This is a genomic window from Frankia sp. R43 (assembly GCF_001306465.1).
GTDB classification, from domain to species: Bacteria; Actinomycetota; Actinomycetes; order Frankiales; family Frankiaceae; genus Parafrankia; species Parafrankia irregularis.
The window spans coordinates 1,949,993-1,969,049 of the sequence record NZ_LFCW01000001.1 but is presented as its reverse complement, the minus strand read 5'-3'; the positions used below and the strand labels follow the sequence as shown (position 1 = coordinate 1,969,049).

19 protein-coding genes and 1 tRNA gene are annotated in these 19,057 nt (G+C 72.5%); 13 read left to right on the top strand and 7 right to left on the bottom strand.

Annotation, left to right across the window (positions count from 1 at the left end; translation table 11 throughout):
- Positions 1–12 precede the first annotated feature (12 nt).
- Positions 13–1,317: an ABC transporter substrate-binding protein gene (locus ACG83_RS07550; protein WP_054565278.1), complete on the bottom strand. Its 1,305-nt coding sequence runs from the start codon at positions 1,315–1,317 to the stop codon at positions 13–15.
- Between the two features lie 241 nt (positions 1,318–1,558).
- Here ACG83_RS07550 and ACG83_RS07545 point away from each other — a divergent pair, with 241 nt between their 5' ends.
- Positions 1,559–2,383, top strand: a complete 825-nt coding sequence (locus ACG83_RS07545; RefSeq protein WP_054565277.1) for a TatD family hydrolase — start codon at positions 1,559–1,561, stop codon at positions 2,381–2,383.
- A gap of 56 nt (positions 2,384–2,439) precedes the next feature.
- Positions 2,440–3,267, top strand: a complete 828-nt coding sequence (rsmA, locus tag ACG83_RS07540; protein ID WP_304438426.1) for a 16S rRNA (adenine(1518)-N(6)/adenine(1519)-N(6))-dimethyltransferase RsmA — start codon at positions 2,440–2,442, stop codon at positions 3,265–3,267.
- On the opposite strand, the gene ACG83_RS07535 is transcribed toward rsmA, so the two are convergent.
- The 4 genes from ACG83_RS07535 to ACG83_RS07520 form a co-directional block, all read right to left on the bottom strand.
- Positions 3,264–4,286, bottom strand: a complete 1,023-nt coding sequence (locus ACG83_RS07535; RefSeq protein ID WP_054565276.1) for a tryptophan--tRNA ligase — start codon at positions 4,284–4,286, stop codon at positions 3,264–3,266. The two genes, rsmA and ACG83_RS07535, sit on opposite strands and share 4 nt — an antisense overlap.
- Before the next feature lie 98 nt (positions 4,287–4,384).
- Positions 4,385–5,359 (bottom strand): ribose-phosphate diphosphokinase, encoded by a 975-nt coding sequence (locus tag ACG83_RS07530; protein WP_006543152.1) that lies wholly within the window; start codon positions 5,357–5,359, stop codon positions 4,385–4,387.
- Positions 5,360–5,744: 385 nt separating this feature from the next.
- Positions 5,745–7,205, bottom strand: coding sequence for a bifunctional UDP-N-acetylglucosamine diphosphorylase/glucosamine-1-phosphate N-acetyltransferase GlmU (gene glmU, locus ACG83_RS07525; RefSeq protein WP_083473082.1), 1,461 nt, complete (start codon positions 7,203–7,205; stop codon positions 5,745–5,747).
- Between the two features lie 425 nt (positions 7,206–7,630).
- A tRNA-Gln gene (locus ACG83_RS07520) sits at positions 7,631–7,702 on the bottom strand.
- Positions 7,703–8,218: 516 nt separating this feature from the next.
- On the opposite strand from ACG83_RS07520, the gene ACG83_RS07515 reads away from it, so the two are divergent.
- Positions 8,219–9,241: a fatty acid desaturase gene (locus tag ACG83_RS07515; protein ID WP_054565507.1), complete on the top strand. Its 1,023-nt coding sequence runs from the start codon at positions 8,219–8,221 to the stop codon at positions 9,239–9,241.
- A 51-nt stretch (positions 9,242–9,292) separates the two neighbouring features.
- Here ACG83_RS07515 and ACG83_RS07510 read toward each other — a convergent pair whose 3' ends face one another.
- Positions 9,293–11,176 (bottom strand): ABC-F family ATP-binding cassette domain-containing protein, encoded by a 1,884-nt coding sequence (locus ACG83_RS07510; protein ID WP_054565275.1) that lies wholly within the window; start codon positions 11,174–11,176, stop codon positions 9,293–9,295.
- A gap of 94 nt (positions 11,177–11,270) precedes the next feature.
- Complete coding sequence (locus ACG83_RS07505; RefSeq protein WP_054565274.1) at positions 11,271–12,275, bottom strand: 4-(cytidine 5'-diphospho)-2-C-methyl-D-erythritol kinase; 1,005 nt, start codon at positions 12,273–12,275, stop codon at positions 11,271–11,273.
- 423 nt (positions 12,276–12,698) lie between these two features.
- On the opposite strand from ACG83_RS07505, the gene ACG83_RS07500 reads away from it, so the two are divergent.
- The 10 genes from ACG83_RS07500 to ACG83_RS07455 all read left to right on the top strand — a co-directional run bounded on the left by ACG83_RS07500 (position 12,699) and on the right by ACG83_RS07455 (position 18,867).
- Entirely contained in the window at positions 12,699–13,292 is a 594-nt protein-coding gene (locus ACG83_RS07500) for an Asp23/Gls24 family envelope stress response protein (RefSeq protein ID WP_054565273.1), read from the top strand.
- On the top strand, positions 13,289–13,795 hold the full coding sequence (locus ACG83_RS07495; RefSeq protein ID WP_054565272.1) for a hypothetical protein: 507 nt from the start codon (positions 13,289–13,291) through the stop codon (positions 13,793–13,795). Before ACG83_RS07500 ends, ACG83_RS07495 begins: the two co-directional genes overlap by 4 nt.
- Positions 13,776–14,042 carry a hypothetical protein gene (locus ACG83_RS07490; protein ID WP_054565271.1) on the top strand — a complete coding sequence of 89 codons (267 nt, stop codon included), beginning with the start codon at positions 13,776–13,778 and terminating at the stop codon, positions 14,040–14,042. Before ACG83_RS07495 ends, ACG83_RS07490 begins: the two co-directional genes overlap by 20 nt.
- A gap of 256 nt (positions 14,043–14,298) precedes the next feature.
- A complete protein-coding gene (locus ACG83_RS07485) occupies positions 14,299–14,547 on the top strand; it encodes a DUF2273 domain-containing protein (protein ID WP_054565270.1) in 249 nt (82 codons plus the stop codon).
- Positions 14,544–14,909, top strand: a complete 366-nt coding sequence (locus tag ACG83_RS07480; RefSeq protein ID WP_054565269.1) for an Asp23/Gls24 family envelope stress response protein — start codon at positions 14,544–14,546, stop codon at positions 14,907–14,909. Before ACG83_RS07485 ends, ACG83_RS07480 begins: the two co-directional genes overlap by 4 nt.
- A gap of 178 nt (positions 14,910–15,087) precedes the next feature.
- Positions 15,088–15,924 (top strand): DUF6286 domain-containing protein, encoded by an 837-nt coding sequence (locus ACG83_RS07475; RefSeq protein WP_054565268.1) that lies wholly within the window; start codon positions 15,088–15,090, stop codon positions 15,922–15,924.
- A gap of 101 nt (positions 15,925–16,025) precedes the next feature.
- Positions 16,026–16,586 (top strand): hypothetical protein, encoded by a 561-nt coding sequence (locus ACG83_RS07470; protein ID WP_054565267.1) that lies wholly within the window; start codon positions 16,026–16,028, stop codon positions 16,584–16,586.
- Between the two features lie 286 nt (positions 16,587–16,872).
- The gene (locus ACG83_RS07465) at positions 16,873–17,502 is read left to right on the top strand and encodes a 50S ribosomal protein L25/general stress protein Ctc (RefSeq protein WP_054565266.1); all 630 of its coding nucleotides are present in this window, start codon (positions 16,873–16,875) and stop codon (positions 17,500–17,502) included.
- Positions 17,503–17,525: 23 nt separating this feature from the next.
- Positions 17,526–18,113: an aminoacyl-tRNA hydrolase gene (gene pth, locus ACG83_RS07460; protein WP_054565265.1), complete on the top strand. Its 588-nt coding sequence runs from the start codon at positions 17,526–17,528 to the stop codon at positions 18,111–18,113.
- A 100-nt stretch (positions 18,114–18,213) separates the two neighbouring features.
- Complete coding sequence (locus ACG83_RS07455) at positions 18,214–18,867, top strand: PIG-L deacetylase family protein (protein WP_054565264.1); 654 nt, start codon at positions 18,214–18,216, stop codon at positions 18,865–18,867.
- The last annotated feature ends 190 nt before the right edge of the window (positions 18,868–19,057 follow it).

Genomic DNA, 19,057 nt, shown 5'->3' with positions numbered 1-19,057 from the left:
CGGGCCCCTCTCTCAGCTCGGCCGCTGCGTGGTGTCGAAGCCACCGGTGCCCAGGCCGGGACGCGGCCGGCCGAGGCCGAACGGCCGGGTCTGCGTGCCCTGCGTGGGCAGGGGCAGTGTCCGCTCAGGAACCCCGCCGGCCGGCGCATCCGCCCCCGGCGCGCCGCCCGTGCCGCCCGTGCCGCCCGTGGGGCCGGACGCCCCCCGTGCGCCCAGGGTGTCGTGCCCGCCGGGGAGGCCACCCGGGGGTGGTGCGTTCCAGCGCGGATGATGGAACGGCGCACGGGCCGCGTCCCGGGGCCAGACCGTCCAGGACGCACCGGACTGCCACTGGACGATCGGCACCTGGTGACCGACCTGCAGCCCGGTCGCCTCGTCGAGCCGGAAACGGCCCAGCAGGGTCGTCGTGTCCAGCCCTCGCGCGGCGGCGAGCAGCGCGGTGTCGCCGACGCCGCCGCAGCGGCGGATGCAGCGGCCGAGAATGAGCCCGGCGACGTACGCCCAGGCCGCGGTCTCCGTCGGAGCCACGTGATGCAGCGCGGTGAAGTCCGCGGAGAACTGGCGCGCGGTCGGCCCGGTTCCGGCCTCGGCGATGTCGTCCGGGGCCCAGCTCGCCGGGGCCAGCAGGCCCTCCCGCAGCGCGCCCAGCGTCGCGGTCGCCTCGGCGCTCACCGCGGTGGAGAACGCCGCGGCTCGCCACGAGCGACGCAGCAGGACGTTGGCGATCTCCAGCTCGTCCTCGGCGCCCGCGTGGACGATGAGAACGTCCGCCGGTGGCAGCGGCCGGGCGGCGGTGGCGCCCCGCCCGACGGGGAAGACGTTGGAGGTGACCTCGAAGCGCTGGGCGCGTGCCGCGGCCTTGCACACCGAGGTCAGCTCGACGGCCATCTCGCCGGAGGCCAGCAGCGCGACCCGGCGGGCCTGCCGGTCGACCGAGCGGATCGCCGCCAGCACTCCGCGTGGCCAGGTTGAGGCCGGTGCCGCGACGTTCACCACGTGGGGGAACGACTGGCGGACGAAGCGGGTGGACGCGGCGCCGGCGTTGAACACGAGCCGGCCGGTGGCGCCGAACGCCGGCGCCGCCGCCCGGGAGCCGACCGGGCCGAAGATCGCCGCCGGCTCGGCGGCTACCGCCGAGCGCATCGCGCGGACCGGGTCAGGGTAGGCGTCGTAGGCCGTGACGGCGATCTCATCCCAGGGCGGTGGTAGCCGTTCGTCACGTGCCCAGAGCGTCATTCCCCGCAGCGTTGCCAGGCCACCGGCCGCGTCAGGGCCGGTCAGCGGCGTGACCAGCGCTACGGGAAGTGTTGTCGTCATTGGAAAAAGCCCGTGAGGTCAAGCACTCCTTCAGAATCGCACGGCCGCGGGCACCGCCGGGCCGGCGGTGCCCGCATAGCCTTCTCCATCTCACGGGCCACCGTCTCCGGACGCCGCGAGTCCGAGTCGACGGTGGAGAAGGCTCTAAGATCTGGTCCGGGGGTGGTGACGTCCGCCCTGGCGTCGACGACTGATTCGACGACTGATTCGACGGGTGAATCGACCGGTGAGGAGCGGCCTGGTGGCGAGGAACTCCGGCCGGGTCGGCGACCCTCCGCCGCCGCCTGAGCCGCTGGCCGTGCCCGCGGTCGACGCGCACTGCCATCTCGATCTGATGGACGCGTCGGTCGACGAGGCCATCGCCGCGGCACTCGCGGTCGGCATCACCCGGATGGTCACCGTCGGCATCGACCTGCCGACCAGCCGGTGGCAGGCTGAGATCGCGGCCGCTCATCCCGAGGTGCGCGCGGCCGTCGCGATCCATCCGAACGAGGCCGCGGCCGGGGTCGACGAGGCCACGTTCGAGGCACTCACCGCGCTTGCCCGCGCGGACGGCGTCGTCGCGGTCGGGGAGACCGGCCTGGACTACTACCGCACCCCGCCGGAGCAGCACGCGGCCCAGCAGGAGAGCTTCCGGCGGCACATCGCGATCGCCAAGGACACCGGCCGGGCACTGATGATCCACGATCGCGAGGCGCATGAGGACACACTGCGCATCCTGGCGGAGGAAGGCGCGCCGGAGCGGGTCGTGTTCCACGCCTTCTCCGGCGACGCGGAGATGGCCAAGGTCTGCGCCGACGCCGGCTATGTGATGTCCTTCGCGGGCAACGTCACGTTCAAGAACGCCGAGGCGCTGCGCGAGGCCGCCACGGTCGCCCCGCAGGATCTGCTGCTGGTGGAGACGGACGCGCCCTACCTCACCCCGGTCCCGTGGCGGGGCCGGCCGGGCGGGCCGTACCTCGTCCCGCTGACCCTGCGGCTGCTCGCGCAGACGCGCGGCACGGCGGTGGACGAGTTCGCCGCCGCGATCGCGGCCAACGCGGAACGGACCTTCGGACCCTGGTAGAGATCGAGGCGCTGCTCACGCCGGCCGACATCCGGGAGCTCGCGCAGTCACTGGACCTGCGGCCGACGAAGAAGCGCGGCCAGAACTTCCTGGTCGACCCGAACACCGTCCGCAGGCTTGTCCGCCTGGCCGAGATCGGCCCGGATGACGTGGCACTGGAGGTCGGGCCCGGGCTCGGCTCGCTCACGCTCGGCCTGGTCGCGCAGGCCGGCGCGGTGGTCGCGGTCGAGGTGGACCCGCTGCTCGCCGCGGCCCTGCCCGAGACGGCTGCGGCCCGGCTGCCGGCCGCGCTCGCGCAGCGGCTGCACGTCGTCGAGGCCGACGGTCTGCGGGTGCGGCCCGCGGACCTGCCCGCGGAGCTCGCCGCACCGACGGTGCTGGCGGCGAACCTGCCCTACAACGTCGCGGTGCCGCTGCTGCTCGGCCTGCTCGAACGGTTCCCGACGATCCAACGGGGCCTGGTCATGGTGCAGGCGGAGGTCGCGGACCGGCTCACCGCGTCACCGGGTGGGCGGATCTACGGGGTGCCGAGCGTGAAACTCGCCTGGTACGCCCACGCGCGCCCGGCCGGCGCGGTGCCCCGGCCGGTCTTCTGGCCGCAGCCGAACGTCGACTCGGGCCTGGTGGCCTTCACCCGCCGATCCGCACCGCCCGCCGACGCCGACCTGCGCGCCGAGGTGTTCGCCGCGGTGGATGCGGCCTTCGCGCAGCGGCGCAAGACACTGCGGACCGCACTGGTGCCGTGGGCGGGCTCCGCGCAACGAGCCGAGCAGCTGGCCCGGGCAGCCGGTGTCGACCCGGGGGCCCGTGGCGAGACGCTCGACGTCGAGGCTTTCGCCCGCCTCGCCCAGCAGGCCCGCGGCGACGACGACCAGAAACGCTAGCTGTCGACGCCGATGGCGCGGCGGGCGCCGGCCAGGACCGGGCGGGCCCGGTCGCGGGCCTTCTCCGCGCCGGCGGCGAGGATCGCGTCCAGCTCGCTGCCGGGGGCGACCAGCTCGTCGTACCGGGCCCGCAGCGGGGTCAGCCAGGCCTCCAGCGTCTCGTACAGGGCGTTCTTCAGCTCGCCCCAGCCGGTGCCGCCCTGCTCGAGGCGGACCCGCATGTCCTTGACGTCGTCCGGCGTCGCGAAGTTCTCGTAGATCTGGAAGGCCGCGGAGCTGTCCGGGTCCTTCGGCTCCTCGACGGGGGTGCTGTCGCTGACGATCCCGCGGACCAGCTTGCGCAGCCGTGACGGCGGTGCGAACAGCGGAATCGTGTTCCCGTACGACTTGCTCATCTTGCGGCCGTCGGTGCCGGGCATCGTCCGGGCACCGGTGCCGGCCGGGATCAGCGCCGTGGGGATCTTCAGGCTGTACTCGCTGCCGAAGAGGTGGTTGAACGAGCCGGCGATGTCCGCCGCGTACTCGACGTGCTGGACCTGGTCCTGCCCCACGGGGACCACGTCGGAGCCCATGATGAGGATGTCGACGGCCATCAGGATGGGGTAGTTGAACAGCCCCATGTTGACGCCGGCGTCCAGGTCGGCGGCGCCGCTCTCGGCGTTGCGGTCGCGTGCGGCCTTGTAGGCGTGAGCCCGGTTCATCAGGCCCTTGCCCGTGACGCAGGACAGGATCCAGGTGAGCTCGAAGATCTCCGGGACGTCGGACTGCTTGTAGAAGATCGTCTGTTCGGGGTCGAGGCCGAGCGTGATCCAGGTGGCCGCGACCGACCGGGTGTAGGCGGCGAACTCCGCCCTGTCCTTTATCGAGGTCAGGGCGTGGTAGTCGGCGATGAAGTAGATCGACTCGTAGGTCGCCGTGAGCTCCAGCGCGGGCCGGATCGCCCCGATGTAGTTGCCGAGGTGGGGTTCACCGGTCGGTTTGATCCCGGTCAGCGACACCCGGCGGCGATCCTGCGTCATGCTGCCTGATTCTACGGACAGCGGCCGACCGCCCCGGCAGCCGACATCTGATCGGCACCGGGGCGGCGGAAGGTGGGGACGACGGGAAAGCCGCCAGATCAGGCGTCTCCGCCGAACAGGCCGGTGACTGATCCGTCCTCGAACACGGCCTTGATCGCGGCGGCGATCAGCGGCGCGATCGACAGCTCGGTGATCTTGTCGATGCGCGCCTCGCTCGGCAGCGGCAGGGTGTTGGTGAGCACGACCTCGCTGATCTCGGAGTTCTTCAGCCGGTCGGCGGCGGGGCCGGACAGCACCCCGTGGGTCGCCGCCGCGATGACGTTGGTCGCGCCGTGCTCCTTGAGCGACTCGGCCGCCTTTGTGATCGTGCCGGCGGTGTCGATCATGTCGTCGACGATCACGCAGGTGCGCCCGTCGACCTCACCCACGACGTCGAACATCTTGACCTGGTTCGGGACGTCCGGGTCGCGGCGCTTGTGGATGATCGCCAGCGGGCAGCCGAGCCGGTCGGTCCACCGCTCGGCGACCCGGACCCGGCCCGAGTCCGGAGCCACGACCGTGACCTCCGAGGTGTCCAGCTTGTTCTCGATGTAGTCCGCCAGCAGCGGCAGCGCGAAGAGGTGGTCCACCGGCCCGTCGAAGAAGCCCTGGATCTGCGCGGTGTGCAGGTCGACGGACATCAGCCGGTGCGCGCCGGCGGCCTTGAACAGGTCGGCGACCAGCCGGGCGGAGATCGGCTCGCGCCCGCGGTGCTTCTTGTCCTGGCGGGCGTACGGGTAGAACGGGGCGACGACGGTGATGCGTTTGGCGCTCGCGCGCTTGAGCGCGTCCACCATGATCAGCTGCTCCATCAGCCAGGTGTTCACCGGTGCGCCATGACACTGGAGCACGAAGGCGTCGCAGCCGCGGACGGACTCCTCGAAGCGGACGAAGATCTCACCGCTGGCGAACTCGTAGGCGTTCGTCGGCACGGGCTCCACATCGAGAGCTCGGGCGACCTCCGCCGCGAGCTCGGGGTGGGAACGTCCCGCGAAGAGCATCAGGTTCCGACGGTTCTCGGTCTGGTATCCCACCGGTATCTCCTCAAGGCGCATGGCTGGTGGCTCGTACCTCTGGCAGGCGGCCTGGCAGGGGCGCTGGCGGACGGGGAAGCAATGTCGGCCGGGCCGCCCTCAGGGGACCGTCCGGTGGCCGCTGGGCGACACACCCGTGGCCGGGTGGCGCTCGTCGCGAGCCGGGACCTGGGCGACGCCGCCGCACGGTCAGGGCAGATCTACCCCCTCCGACCAGGCATCGCGCAGGGCTGGAGGGGGCTGCGTCGGGATCAGGCGGTCCCTTCGCGCCCCAGAGGTCGACCGTAAACCCTGGTCCGGCACAACTTTGACCAAACCTCTCCCACGTTCGACCCGTAACGGGGCAAATGCCAGTGAATGGAGGGGGTGAGGATTGCGCTGTGCTTCAACTCACGTTTCCGGGTTGCCGCTGGACGGCGCTCCTCGCGGCTTCGGCGGCGCGTGCCGCGGGGCTGTCGGGACGTCGGCGCAGCACCCAGTCGACGATCGTGCGCTGGCGCCCTTCCCGGACCGCCAGCGCACCGGGCGGGACATCCTCCCGGATGACGGAGCCGGCACCGGTGTAGGCGCCGTCGCCGACGGTGACGGGGGCTACCAGCATCGTGTCGCTGCCGATGCGGACGTCCGAGCCGATCACCGTCCGATGCTTGGCGACGCCGTCGTAGTTCACGAACACGGTGGTGCAGCCGATGTTGCTCCGCTCGCCGATCACCGCGTCCCCGACGTAGGCGAGGTGCGGAACCTTGCTGTCGGCGCCGATCTCGGCGGCCTTGGTCTCGACGAAGGCGCCGATCTTGCCGTTCCGGCCGAGCCGGGTGCCGGGGCGCAGGTGCGCGAACGGGCCCACGACGGCGTCTGGGCCCACCTCGGCGCGTTCCGTCACCGAACTGGTCACCCGGGCGCCCGCGCCGACCACCGTGTCGATGAGGGTGCAGTCCGGGCCGATCTCGGCACCGGTGGCGACCCTGGTGGCCCCGCGCAGACGGGTGTTCGGCCAGAGCGTCGTGTCGGGCTCCAGCCGGACGTCGGCGTCGATCCAGGTGGAGGCGGGGTCGACGACGGTGGTCCCGGCGAGCATCGCCGCGTTGACGATGCGATCGCGCAGGGCGAGGCCGGCCTCGCCGAGCTGCCGGCGGTCGTTGACACCGGCCGCCTCGGCCGCGTCCGCGAGCACATGTGCCGCCACGGGCTGGCTGTCCGCCACGAGCAGGCCGACCACGTCGGTGAGGTACTCCTCGCCCTGCGCGTTGTCGGTGGTGAGCCGCTTGAGCGCGCCGCGCAGCAGTTCGACGTCGAAGACGTACACGCCGGTGTTGATCTCGTTGATCGCCGCGGTGGCCGCATCCGCGTCGCGCTGCTCGACGATCTCCCGCACCCGGCCGCCGGGGCCGCGCACGATCCGGCCGTACCCGGTGGGGTCCGCGACCGCGGCGGTCAGGACCGTCGCCGCGGCGGCCGTCTCGTGGTGGTGTTCGACGAGGCCGGTGACCGCCTCGCGGGTCAGGAGCGGCACGTCACCCGGCAGCACGATCACCGGTGCGTCCGGCGGGAGATCGCCGAGTGCGCCGAGGGCGGCTCGCACGGCGTGCCCGGTGCCGCCCTGGTGCTCCTGCACCGCGGTGATCACGTGTGGCGCGCGGTCGGCGAGCATCGCCGTGACCTGCTCCCGCCCGTGGCCGACGACGACCACGGTGCGTTCGGCCTGGACCGGCGTGGCCGCGTGGAGCACGTGCTCGAGCAGGGTGCGCCCGGCGAGCCGGTGCAGGACCTTGGGCAGCTTCGAACGCATTCGCCGGCCTTCGCCCGCCGCGAGGACGATGACAGCGGCCGGACGTGGCTGAGTCACAGAAGCTCCCGCAATCTCGACGGAACCGGGCTGCGCCTGGCCTGCCTCGCCGATGGCCGAAGCGCACCGGCCGAACCGCACCGGTCGACCTGCACCGGCTCACTCGCGGAACGTGAGGCATCGACTGGCAGCCTACCGGGGCAGCACTCTACCCAGTGAACCTTTTCCGTAGTCGGCAGGGGACCTGCGGCGTCGCTGACCGTGACCGTGAGGCGGAAAAGGTTCAATGCACCTTTTCCATCGTCGGCTGGTACCCGCGGTACCGCTGACCGCCGACCGTGAGATGGAAAGGCTCGGGGTTGAGTGGGTCCATCTCCGGAACCGGGATCGTGTGAATGCGATATAGAAATCAGGCATTCAAATACAGGGATACACCTGGCGGGATATTGTGGCCCACGGGCCCGAAACATCCTGCTTCCCTCGTGCTCCGCCGCCACGACTCGAACGTGGACTAAGAGAACCAAAATCTCCTGTGCTGCCGATTACACTACGGCGGACCGTGAGGAAAGGGGCCGTTGGGAAAAGGCCGGCCAGTTCCGGCGCTAGTCTACCATCGCCGCGGCGATGGGAAGAAATATTCGCGGGTCTGGGCGTGCGTGCATGTGGTCTCGCCGGCCACGCGCCGCCGCGGCTGCGGCAGCGCGGTTCGAGTGTCTCCCGGTGGCCGACCGGAGTCGCCGCGGCCACTCCGGTCGGCCACGGCCCGTTATTGCCCTCGTGGCCCGCCGCCCTTCGCCTTCACCCGGTGCCCGGCCGGCTACACCTCGCCCGGCGGCATCCTAAGGACGCAAGGTGATGATCACATTGCGGGGGGTGTCAGGACCGACTGGTCGGGGAATCAGTGCTCGCGTAAAGAACGCGATCTGCCGCGCCGCGGTCCGGCACGTACCCGGTTGCACGGCCCGTTTGCGTGGCGGACGCCGTGAATGGGGCCGGCCGTCATCCAAGCGGGCTAACGTGGCGACTACAGGGTCGGCAGTGAGCGGCCCACCGCGACGGACGGGATGAAGCCGATGACCGCTGCCGACACGGTGAAAACTACTGAAAACAGGCCTCGGGGTGTGTCTGTCGCCGACGGTGACCAGCGCTCCGCGAGTGCCGGCCTACCTGCGCCGGAGCAGCCGGGGGAGCGCCACACCGCCATGCCGGGCTCGGCCGCCCGGGCACGCGGTGAACAGGTTGTGCTGCTGGCCACGATCCTGGTTCCGTTCGCCGCGCTTGTCGCGGCCGTTCCGTTGTTGTGGGGGCGCTGGATCTCCTGGCGTGACGTGGTGCTGGCGGCAGTGATGTACGCGATCACCGGCCACGGTGTCACGATTGGATTCCACCGGTATTTCACCCACCGCGGATTCAAGACCTCCCGGCCGGTGCGGGCAGCGCTGGCGATCGCCGGCAACATGGCTATTGAGGGCCCGGTGATCCGCTGGGTCGCGGACCACCGCCGCCATCATGCCTTCAGCGATGCCGAGGGCGACCCGCACTCGCCGTGGCGCTACGGCACCGGGCCGGTCGCGCTCGCCCGCGGGCTCTGGCACTCCCACATCGGCTGGCTTTTCGACGTTGAGCAGACCGATCAGCGCCGCTATGCTCCAGACCTTCTGGACGACCCGATGATTGTTCGGATCAGTCACTCCTTCGCCCTCTGCGCCTTTGTCAGCCTCGCGGTGCCCCCGCTTGTCGGCGGGTTGTGGGGTGGTTCGTTCGAGGCGGCCGTGCAGGCCTTCTTCTGGGCCTCGCTCGTCCGGGTGGCATTGCTGCACCACGTCACCTGGTCGGTGAACAGCATCTGCCATGTCCTGGGCTCGCGGCCCTACCGCTCGCGGGACCGTTCCGGCAATGTGTGGCCGCTGGCGCTGCTGTCCATGGGGGAGTCCTGGCACAACCTGCACCACGCCGAGCCGACCTCGGCCCGGCACGGCGTCCGGCCCTGGCAGGTCGACACCAGCTTCTACGGCATCAAGCTGCTCGAGACCCTGCGGCTGGTCTGGGACGTCCGCTGGCCTGATCCGGAGCGCCTGGCCGGCAAGCGGGTCTGACCGCGCCGGCCGGGCGGCGCGGCGCAGCCGCCTCGCGGGTCAGGAGCCGGGTCAGGAGCCCTCGATCCGCGAGGCCAGGGTCAGCCACTGCTCCTCGGTGGAGTCCTTCTGCGCTGTGACGGCCTGCAGCTCGGTGTTCAGGGCGAGGATGCGCCGGTGATCGGTGGCGGCCTCGGCCAGCGCGGTGTGCAGCTCCGACTCCTGGCGCTCGAGCTTCTCCAGGGCCCGCTCCAACCGGGACAGCTCCTTGCGGGCCGCCCGCAGCTCGCCGGAGGTCATGGCCGGAGCCGCTGGCGTGCTCGCCGCGGGCCCGGTCCGCGCGCCGGTCGCGGCCCCGGAGCCGTTCCCGGCGGACCGGTCGGTGGCGGTGGACCGTCCGGTGGCGCTCCCGCCGCCAGCCCCGGCCGCGCTCGGCGGCTGGCCCGGGGATCCGGCCGAGGCCTCGGCCGCCGCGCGCCTGGCCAGGTACTCCTCGATCCCGCCCGGCAGCATGGTGATCCGGCTGTCGCCCAGCAGCGCCATCACGACGTCGCAGGTGCGCTCCAGGAAGTACCGGTCGTGGCTGACGACCACGAGGGTCCCGGACCAGGAGTCCAGCAGGTCCTCGAGCGCGGTCAGCGTGTCGGTGTCGAGATCGTTCGTGGGCTCGTCCAGGAGCAGCACGTTCGGCCGCTCCATCAGCAGCCGCAGCAGCTGGAGGCGGCGCCGCTCGCCACCGGAGAGATCACGCACCCGGGTCCACTGCCGGCCCGACGGAAGGCCGAACTGCTCGAGCATCTGCCCGGCCGTCCGCTCCCGGCCGCGTTCCAACGTGAGGACCCGAGCGACCTGCTCGACGGCCTCCAGCGCCCGCAGCTCGCCCGGCAGCTCGGCCACCTCCTGGGACAGGGTCGCGACGCGCGCACTGGCACCCTGCCGGACCTGCCCGGAGTCCGGCCGCAACGCGCCGGTGAGCAGGCGCAGCAGCGAGGTCTTGCCGGCACCGTTGACACCGACCAGCCCGATCCGGTCGCCGGGCCCCAGCCGCCAGGTCACGTCGTGCAGCAGCTCACGGCCACCGACGGACAACGTGGCGTCCTCGACGTCGAAGACGTCCTTGCCCAGGCGTGCAGCGGCGAACGTGCGCAGCGCGAGGCTGTCGCGGGCTGGTGGCTCGTCGGCGATCAGCGCGTTGGCGGCCTCGATGCGGAACCGCGGCTTGCTGGTCCGGGCCGGCGGGCCACGGCGCAGCCAGGCCAGCTCCTTGCGGAGCAGGTTCTGCCGCCGGGCCTCGGTCGCGTCGGCCCGCCGGGCGCGTTCCGCCCGGGCCAGCACGTAGGCCGAGTAGCCGCCTTCGTAGGCGTCGACCCGCCCGTCCACGACCTCCCAGACGCGGTCGCAGACCTCGTCGAGGAACCAGCGGTCGTGGGTGGCGACGAGCAGGGCGCACCGCCGGGAGGCGAGGTGACGCGCGAGCCAGGCGACGCCCTCGACGTCGAGATGGTTGGTCGGCTCGTCCAGGATGAGCAGGTCGAGCTCCTGGACGAGCAGGCGGGCCAGCGCGACCCGCCGCCGTTCACCGCCGGACATCGTGGCGGTGCCCTCATCGAGCCGGTCGAGCAGCCCGAGGCCGGTGAGCACCGCCCGCTGCCGGGGGTCGGCCGCCCACACGTGGTCGGCCACGTCGCCGACGACCGCCGAACGGACGGTGCCGGCGGGCAGCGCGTCGGTCTGGGACAGTGCGCCGATCCGGGTGCCACCGGCGTGCACGACCCGGCCGGAGTCCGGCTGTGCCTCGCCGGAGAGGATGCGCAGCAGGGTGGACTTCCCGGCCCCGTTGCGGCCGACCACACCGATCCGCTCCCCGGTACCGAGCCCGAGGCTCACCCCGTCGAGCAGGACCCGCGTGCCGTGCGCGGCGGAAACCGTCTCCAGCGAGACGACGACAGCGCTCACGCCGGCCTCCGCGCCATCGCCACGCCTGTCACAGTCACGCCTGTCACAGTCACGCCGGTCACTGGCACACCTGTCACCGGCACGCGGGTCACCGTCACGCCGAGGCGGACGACGGGGGAAGCAGCTGGGCGCCCGCCACCGGCCCCTGCGCCCGCCGGACCGCCCGGGCGACCCCCATGCCGGCGAGGCTCGCCGCGAGCGACACGCTGGCGGCGGCGTCCCGCGCGAGGAAGGCGCAGGTCGGCCCGGAGCCACTCACGATCGCGCCGATCGCCCCGAGCTCGAGGCCGCTCTCCAGGACCCGCCGCAGTGACGGACGCAGCCGCAGCGCGGCCGGCTGCAGGTCGTTGACGAGCGCGGCGCCGAGCTCCTCGGGAGAACCGCTGCGCAGGGCGCTGAGCACCGCGTCGGCGGGCGTCGGGCCGGTCTGCAGCCGGCCCTCGGCCAGCCGGTCGAACTCGGCGTAGACAGCGGGGGTGGACAGCCCGCCGTCGGCGAGGGCGAACACCCAGTGGTACTCGCCACGCCCGAGGACGTCGGTCAGCTGCTCACCGCGGCCGGTGCCGAGCGCGGTCCCGCCGGCGAGCGGGAACGGGACGTCGCTGCCCAGCCGGGAGGCCAGCTCCACCAGGGTCGCACGGTCCAGGCCGGCTCCCCACAGGGCGTCGAAGGCGACCAGGGCCGCGGCCGCGTCCGCGCTGCCGCCGGCCATGCCGGCCGCCACGGGGATGCCCTTCGACAGGGTCAGATGGGCCGCTTCCCCGTGGATGCCGGCCGCCTCGGCGACGAGGTACGCGGCGCGGACGGCCAGGTTGTCCCGGCCGGTGGGCACCACCGAGATCGAGGACTCGGCTGGCGTGTCGCCGCCCGTCGGCGTGTCGTCGCCGTCGGCGCCCGCCGGGCTCGACGGCCGGGCGCCCTCGCCCGCGACACCGACCGTGACGATGATCGGGTCCTCGTCGGTGAAGGCGGGGCCGGAGCCATCCGGCCCGGCCAGCGACTCCGGCGGGATCGACGTCGCGGTGAGCTCGTCGTAGAGCGAGACGGCCTGCAGGATCGTCGTTACTTCGTGGTAGCCGTCGGCGCGCAGTGGGCCCACTCCGAGGTGCAGGTTGACCTTGGCGGGAGCGCGAACGGTGACGGTGGGTTGGGCGTGACCGGGTTCGGCGGTGCGTCGACCCGGATTCGATCGAGGCAGCGGACGCTCCTTGGCTCAGGCGTCGCTCGCGGCGAGCGCGCTCGGCGTGGCCGGTGGTGGTCACCAGGGCTTGCGCTCAACCTATCGGTCGCGGCGTCCGATCGGCTCCGCGCGCCGGGCGGACGTATTAGTCCGGTCCGGGCGGGTACCCGTCGGGTGCACAGCACGCGGGACATGGCAGGCCATGGCCGGTGATCGCGGACCACGACGGGTGTGCACCCGATGGTCCGGCCCGATGGCCCGGCCTGGTTCCCGGCGAGGTGCGGTCGGCCCGGGTGTTCCGGTCGGCCGGACGAGAGGAACCGTGACGCGGGAGGGGCAGCGATGACGACCACCACTCGGACCGAGGCCACAGCGGACTCGGGCCAGGACGCAGCGGCGGCGCGTGGGGGACCCGGGCAGACCTGGTCGGGGCATTCCGGGCAGTCGGCGTCCCAGGGGGCCCCGGCCGGTAGCGGGGACCGCTACGAAGGCCGCGGTAACGGCACCTCCGAGCGCTCGGGAGCGATGGCCAGGCGCACGTCCACCGAACTGGTGACGGCCCAGGGCCGGACGTCGATCTCGGACTCGGTCGTCCGCAAGATCGCCGGGGTGGCGACCCGGGAGGTCTCGGGCGTGCACGACCTCGGAACCGGCGGAACCCGTGCGATGGGCACGTTCAGATCCCGGCTGCCGGGCACCACTCCCAGCGTGTCGCAGGGGGTCGCGGTCGAGGTCGGTGAGCGGCAGGCGGCCGTCGACCTCGATGTGGTCTGCGAGTACGGGGTCTCGATCGTCGATCTCTCCCAGGCCGTCCGGCGCAACGTCGTCGACTCGATCGAGCAGATGACCGGCCTGGAGGTCACCGAGGTCAACATCGCCGTCGATGACGTCTATATCGGCGATGAGGAGCCGGAACAGGGCCCCCGAGTGCAGTGACCGCCACCGCCACCGCCATCACCAGCGCCACCAGCGCCAGCGCCACCAGCGCCATCGCCGCCCCCGGTGCGGCCGCGGGCGCGCGGGCCCGGCCCACCACGGGTGCGGGTCGCGGATGGAGCACCGACCCGCGCGCGGTCGAGCGACAGGTGCGGGCGTGTCCGGACGTGATCCGGCTGGCCGGCAGCCCGGCCGAGGCGGTGCGGGTGCTACCGGACGCGGTCGTCGTCGCGGTGGTCTGCCGCTACGGCCCCACCATGACCGAGCTCGCGAACCAGGTCCGGTCGGCGGTTCTCATCGCGGCTCCGGAAACCCCACGGGTGGACGTGATGATCACCGATCTCGACGTCGACCTGCCGGGGTGGCCGTCCCCGGCCCCTGGTGCGCCGGCGTGCTCGGAGCCCGCCGGTCGGGGATCGCGGCCCGGAGCTCGGAGACCTGTAGGCCGCAGACCCGGAGTTCGGAGAGCTGAGGGTTTCGCCCATGCCGGTTCGGGCAGTTGACCGTCGCGGGCCCGGGGCGTCTGACGCGGCGGCGGAGCGGGCGCGGCTACAGGCCGCTCGGCGGCGCTTCGTTCTCGCGAACCACCCGGACCGCGGCGGTGACCCGGTGGCGTTCGCCCAGGGGCTGCGTGCGTTCGACGACGCTCGGCCGTCGCAGACCATCACCTTCTACCGCCGGCGGGGCGTGCTCCGCCGCAGCCTCGCGGCGCTCGCCCGCATGCTGGCGCGGACGGGTGGCCGCTCGTGAACTGGAAGGTCATGAGCGCCCGGGTGAGACTTGGTGCCGACCCAACGTGCCGAGTCCGGCACTCGGCGAGCGGTCTCGCTGAGGTGAGCGGCCTCGGGGAACGGTGGCCAGTGAGCGGCGAGCCGTAGCCGTGAAAGTGAGCGGCGAGCCGTAGCCGTGAAAGTGAGCGGCGAGCCGTGGCCGTGAAGTCCTGCCAGTGCCGAGAGCCGAGGGTCGAGTCGGTGACGGTCGGTGACGTCTATGGGGAGGTGCCTGGATGCGATCGGGTGCGCTCGGGCTTGTCGCCGGGCTCGTCGCTGGTCTCGCGCTGGCGTTCGGGGGCTTCGGTGAGTTCCTCATCGTTCTGCTCTTCGGTGCGATCGGCCTGTTCGTCGGGAAGATCGTTGATGGTGACATCGATCTGAGTCGCCTTGAGTGGGTCCGCGCCCGGTCGGGTTCGGAACGCTCGGCCCGCTCGCCACGCGACGGGTTCGTCCGCGGCGAGCGCCGTCGGGGGCGGTCGTGAACATCAGGACCCCGGCCGGGGCCCGCCCAGGCTCGGTGCGGGTGGCGGAACGGGTGGTGGCGAAGATCGCCGCGATCGCCGCGGCCGAGGTCGAGGACGTCGCGGCCCCGCCGCCCCGCCTGGGGAGGAGGGGCCGTCTCAGGCGCTGGCCCGCGGCGTCGGTGAAGGTCGTCAACGGAGCGGTCCGGGTGTCGCTGACCTTGTCGGTCGTGTACCCGGCTCCGGTCGCGGCGACGGCCGAGGCGGTACGCAACCGGGTACGTGAGCGGGTCGCCGCACTGGCTGGTCTCCCCGTCGCGCACATCGACATCGAGGTGCCGATGCTGTGCGGGCCGGCCGGCGCCGGGGTGCGGGCGCACTGAGTGCCTCCGCCCGCCCGGGTCGTCCGCCCGCCCGCGGTGGCGACGTGTCGGGACGGCTACCGCCGGGCAGATCGAAGTGTGCTGGTCGTTCGCTCGGACCTCGGTTTCGTGATCGCGGAGCCGGCGTCGGCGGAGGCCCAGCAGCTGGACGGGGATCCCAGCGGCTGAGGGAGGCGCCATGCGGCCCGGTAACCGGGTTCTTGCCGCACTCGTCGCGGCGCTGCTCGCGGCCGCCGGCGTGATCGCGGTCGTGGAGATCGTCGCCGCGTCCGGCGGGCGCGGGCCGGTGATCGTCGACTGGCCCGCCTGGTCGGCCCACCTCACCGCCTGGGCGTGGTCGTCCGGTGCGGCCCGCTTCTGGGGCGTGCTGCTCGCGCTCGTCGGCCTCGGCCTGCTCCTGCTCGGCTCCCGGGCTGGCGGGAGGCCCCGGTTCCAGGCCCGTCCGACCACCTCCGGTGCGTCCGGCGCGTCGTCGTCCCGCGCGTCGTCCCCCGGTGCGTCCGTGTCCGGTGCGTGCGCATCCGGTGCGGCGGCGGAGGTGGCCGTGTATGTGCCTCGCAGTGCCCTCGCCCGAGCACTTCGCGCCACGGCGCTGGCGACCGACGGGATCACCTCCGTGTCGGTGCGGGTGAGGCGCCGCCGCGCGGTGGTCCGTCCACGGCTGCGGGGGCGGACGTCCGTCGGCGCGGTGACGGAGGTCCGGGCACGGCTCGCGCGCACGATCGAGTCCTTCGAGCTGCGACGTCCGCCGCGGCTCGTGGTGGAGCCGGCCGTCGGCGGGCGGCCGCGACGACTTCGGCGGGGCGGCCGGGGGATCCTGCCCGACGGTGCCGCGGGGGCCCCGACCGGCTGGGGGACGTCCGCGGCCAGGCGCCGGGTCGCCGGCGGCGTCCACGCACAGGACGTCCACGCACAGGACGCCCACGTGGCGGGTGACGGGGCTGCGGGTGGCGAGGGCGTGGGTGGTGCGGCCGCCGCACAGGACGCCCTGGGGGCGCGGGAGCGACAGCGGTGAGGCCCGGTGGGCGTGGAGCTGGCGCCAGTGGCGGCGGAGGCGTCGGCGCTGGGCGCCACGCAGGCGTCGCCGGGCTGCGGCGACGCCGGTACCGGCCGGCGGTGGAGCGCTGGAACAGTGTCCTGCTGGGGCTGCTCGGCCTGCTTCTGCTCGGTGCCGGTGTGGTCGTCCTCCTGGCCGGATTCGGTGTGTTCGGCACGGCCTTCGCCGACCAGGCTGTGCTCAGTCCTGACACCAGATCCTTCGCGGCCCGGCATGGCTGGTTCTGGCCAGCTGTGGGCACGGCGGCCGGGCTTCTCGCACTGGGCGCGCTCGGCTGGCTGTGCGTTCAGCTCAGAACCGGCCGGCCGCGTGGGCTCCAGATCACCGATGACGTGGTCGGTGGTGTCCATGTGGGCAGCGCCGCGCTGACCGACGCCGTCGCGGACGATCTGCTGCAGAACCCGGTGGTGCGAGCTGCCCGGGTGGACCTTCGGGGGGGTCCGCGGCGGCCGGTGCTGCAGATGGCCGTCGAGGCGGAGGCCGGCGCGGACGCCCGTGCGGTGCGTTCCGACGTCGAGGGTCGCGTCCTGCCGCACGCACAGCGCGCGCTGGGGCGTCCGGACCTGGCGGCCGAGGTCGAGCTCGGGGTGTACGCTGCACCGCCGGCCCGGGTGCTCTGATGCCTGCTTCTCGGGCGGGTCGGTCACACTGCGGCGGGTCGGTCACACTGTCCGTCGGGTGGACCGTTCAATAGGTGAGACTGTCCTGGGCGACACGACACCCGTCAGGAGTTGACGGCAGTGCGTCCGGTACTGTTGAGAACCGCGTCCTTCGCGGTCTCGCCGTCCGGCACTGATCCATCACTGTGCGAGCTGGCGCTGTGTGAAGAGCACAGTGTGAGCTGGCACTGTGCGGGATTGTCCCGACGGCGCCGAGTTATCAGTTGTTGAAAGGATGAGCGCCCCCATGTCCGAGGTCCGCATCGCCGCGGAGCCGCGCACCGAGTTCGGGAAGGGCGGGGCTCGTCGCACCCGCCGGGCCGGCAAGGTCCCGGCTGTTCTCTACGGTCACGGCCAGCCGCCGCGCCACATCGCGCTGCCCGCCCACGATCTGCTGCACGCGTTCAAGACCGACGCCGGTACCAACGTCCTGCTGACGCTGGAGATCTCGGGTAGCACCGAGCTCGCCCTCCCCAAGGAGGTGCAGCGCCACCCGATCCGCGGCAGCTACGAGCACGTCGATCTCGTCCTGGTGAACCGCGGTGAGCGGGTCACGGTCGAGGTCGCGGTCACCCTCGTCGGTGACGCCCACCCCGACACCCTGGTCGACCAGCAGGTCACCGCGCTCGCCGTCAAGGCGGACGCGACTGCGCTGCCCGGCCCGATCGAGGTCGACATCACCGGTCTCGAGCCGGGGCACGGCATCGCCGCCTCCCAGCTCGAGCTGCCGCGCGGCGTCGAGCTCGAAGCTGACGCCGAGCTGGTCATCGTTCAGGGGCTGGCCAAGAAGACGGCGGCCCAGGTCGAGGCCGACCTCGGTGAGACCGCCGAGACCGCCGAGGGTGCCGAGACCGCCGAAGCCGCCGCGTCGGCCTGAGCCTGAGCCGTTCGGCGAACCACGTGGACGTTTCCGCCGACGACGGGCCCTGGCTCGTCGTCGGCCTCGGCAATCCTGGGCCCGGTTATGCCGGGAACCGGCACAACGTCGGGTTCATGGTGGTGGACCTGCTGGCCGAGCGCACCGGCGCTCGGCTGCGATCCCACCGCTCCCGCGCCGATGTGGACCAGGTGCGCCTCGCCGGTCGTCCGGCGGTGCTCGCCAGGCCCCGGACGTTCATGAACGTCTCGGGGCCTCCGGCGGCTGCCCTGCGGGCCTTCTACAAGGTGGACGTCGCGCACGTGATCGTCGTGCACGACGAGCTGGACATCCCGTTCGGCGCCATCCGACTCAAGCGCGGAGGCGGGGACAACGGCCACAACGGTCTCCGGTCGATCACCTCGGCGCTGGGCTCGCGTGACTATCTCCGGGTGCGGGTCGGTATCGGCCGTCCGCCTGGCCGGATGGACCCGGCGGACTTCGTGCTCCGTGACTTCAGCACGGTCGAGCGCAAGGAACTTCCGCTGCTCGTCGACAGCGCGGCGGATGCTGTCGAGTCACTGCTCTCCGAGGAGCTCTCCGCGGTCCAGAACCGTTTCCACGCCAGCTGACCGGTACGGCGCAGGCAGGGCGAATGCGCCGTGCGCCAACCATGTTCGCCCGCTGGGCATCCGGGTAAGTTGGCGGGGTGCTGCGTGACCAGAGCCCTCGATGCTCGCACTGACGCCCGGGCGCCCGCTCTCGGGCGACTCCTACACCGTCGTCGCGCTCGGCGCGCACGCCGATGACGTGGAGATCGGCGCCGGTGGCACGATCGCCCAGATGATCGCCTCTCGCCCGGGGACCATGGTCCACTGGGTGGTCTTCTCCGGCGGCGGCGAGCGGGGCTCCGAGGCCGAGGCCAGTGCCCGTGAGCTGCTCGGCTCGTCGCTGGGCTCGCTGCACCTGCACGAGGTTCGAGACGGGTTCCTGCCCCGCGAGTGGAGCGGGGTGAAGGAGATGCTGCTCCAGATCGCCCGCCAGATCACGCCGGACGTCGTTTTCGCGCCCTCACTGAGCGATGCCCATCAGGACCATCGCATGCTGGCCGAACTGGCCTGGCAGGCTTTCCGGGGCGCGCTGATCCTCGGCTATGAGATCCCGAAGTGGGAGGGCGACCGGGGCACGCCCACTCTCTACGTGCCGGTGTCCGAGTCGGTGGTCGCGGCCAAGGTCGAGCACCTGCAGCGGCATTTCCGCAGCCAGCACGACCGGGTCTGGTTCGACGAGGAGACCTTTCGCGCCACCATGCGGCTGCGGGGCGTGGAGTGCGGCAGCCGCTACGCCGAGGCCTTCGACGCGCGCAAGCTGACGCTCCTGTGGTGATGACCGGCCGGTGATGACCGGCGGCTAGCCACCCGGCAAGCACGAAAGCTGGCCACCCGGCACCTGCGAGGTGTGGGGGATTTCGGTCGTTCCAACGACCAGAATCCTCGAGTCCTGCCAGGTGGCAACGGCGGCCCGAGGTCACGGTTCGAAGATCTGAGGATCTGCGTCGTCCCACCGACCAGAATCC

Bases quoted from the DNA above. Each gene is read 5' to 3' on its own strand.
- ACG83_RS07500 (WP_054565273.1), top strand. From the start codon at position 12,699: ATGACGACCACCACTCGGACCGAGGCCACAGCGGACTCGGGCCAGGAC.
- ACG83_RS07535 (WP_054565276.1), bottom strand. From the start codon at position 4,286: ATGACGCAGGATCGCCGCCGGGTGTCGCTGACCGGGATCAAACCGACC.
- ACG83_RS07490 (WP_054565271.1), top strand. From the start codon at position 13,776: ATGCCGGTTCGGGCAGTTGACCGTCGCGGGCCCGGGGCGTCTGACGCG.
- ACG83_RS07455 (WP_054565264.1), top strand. From the start codon at position 18,214: ATGCTCGCACTGACGCCCGGGCGCCCGCTCTCGGGCGACTCCTACACC.
- ACG83_RS07485 (WP_054565270.1), top strand. From the start codon at position 14,299: ATGCGATCGGGTGCGCTCGGGCTTGTCGCCGGGCTCGTCGCTGGTCTC.
- ACG83_RS07550 (WP_054565278.1), bottom strand. From the start codon at position 1,317: ATGACGACAACACTTCCCGTAGCGCTGGTCACGCCGCTGACCGGCCCT.
- ACG83_RS07515 (WP_054565507.1), top strand. From the start codon at position 8,219: ATGACCGCTGCCGACACGGTGAAAACTACTGAAAACAGGCCTCGGGGT.
- ACG83_RS07465 (WP_054565266.1), top strand. From the start codon at position 16,873: ATGTCCGAGGTCCGCATCGCCGCGGAGCCGCGCACCGAGTTCGGGAAG.
- ACG83_RS07475 (WP_054565268.1), top strand. From the start codon at position 15,088: ATGCGGCCCGGTAACCGGGTTCTTGCCGCACTCGTCGCGGCGCTGCTC.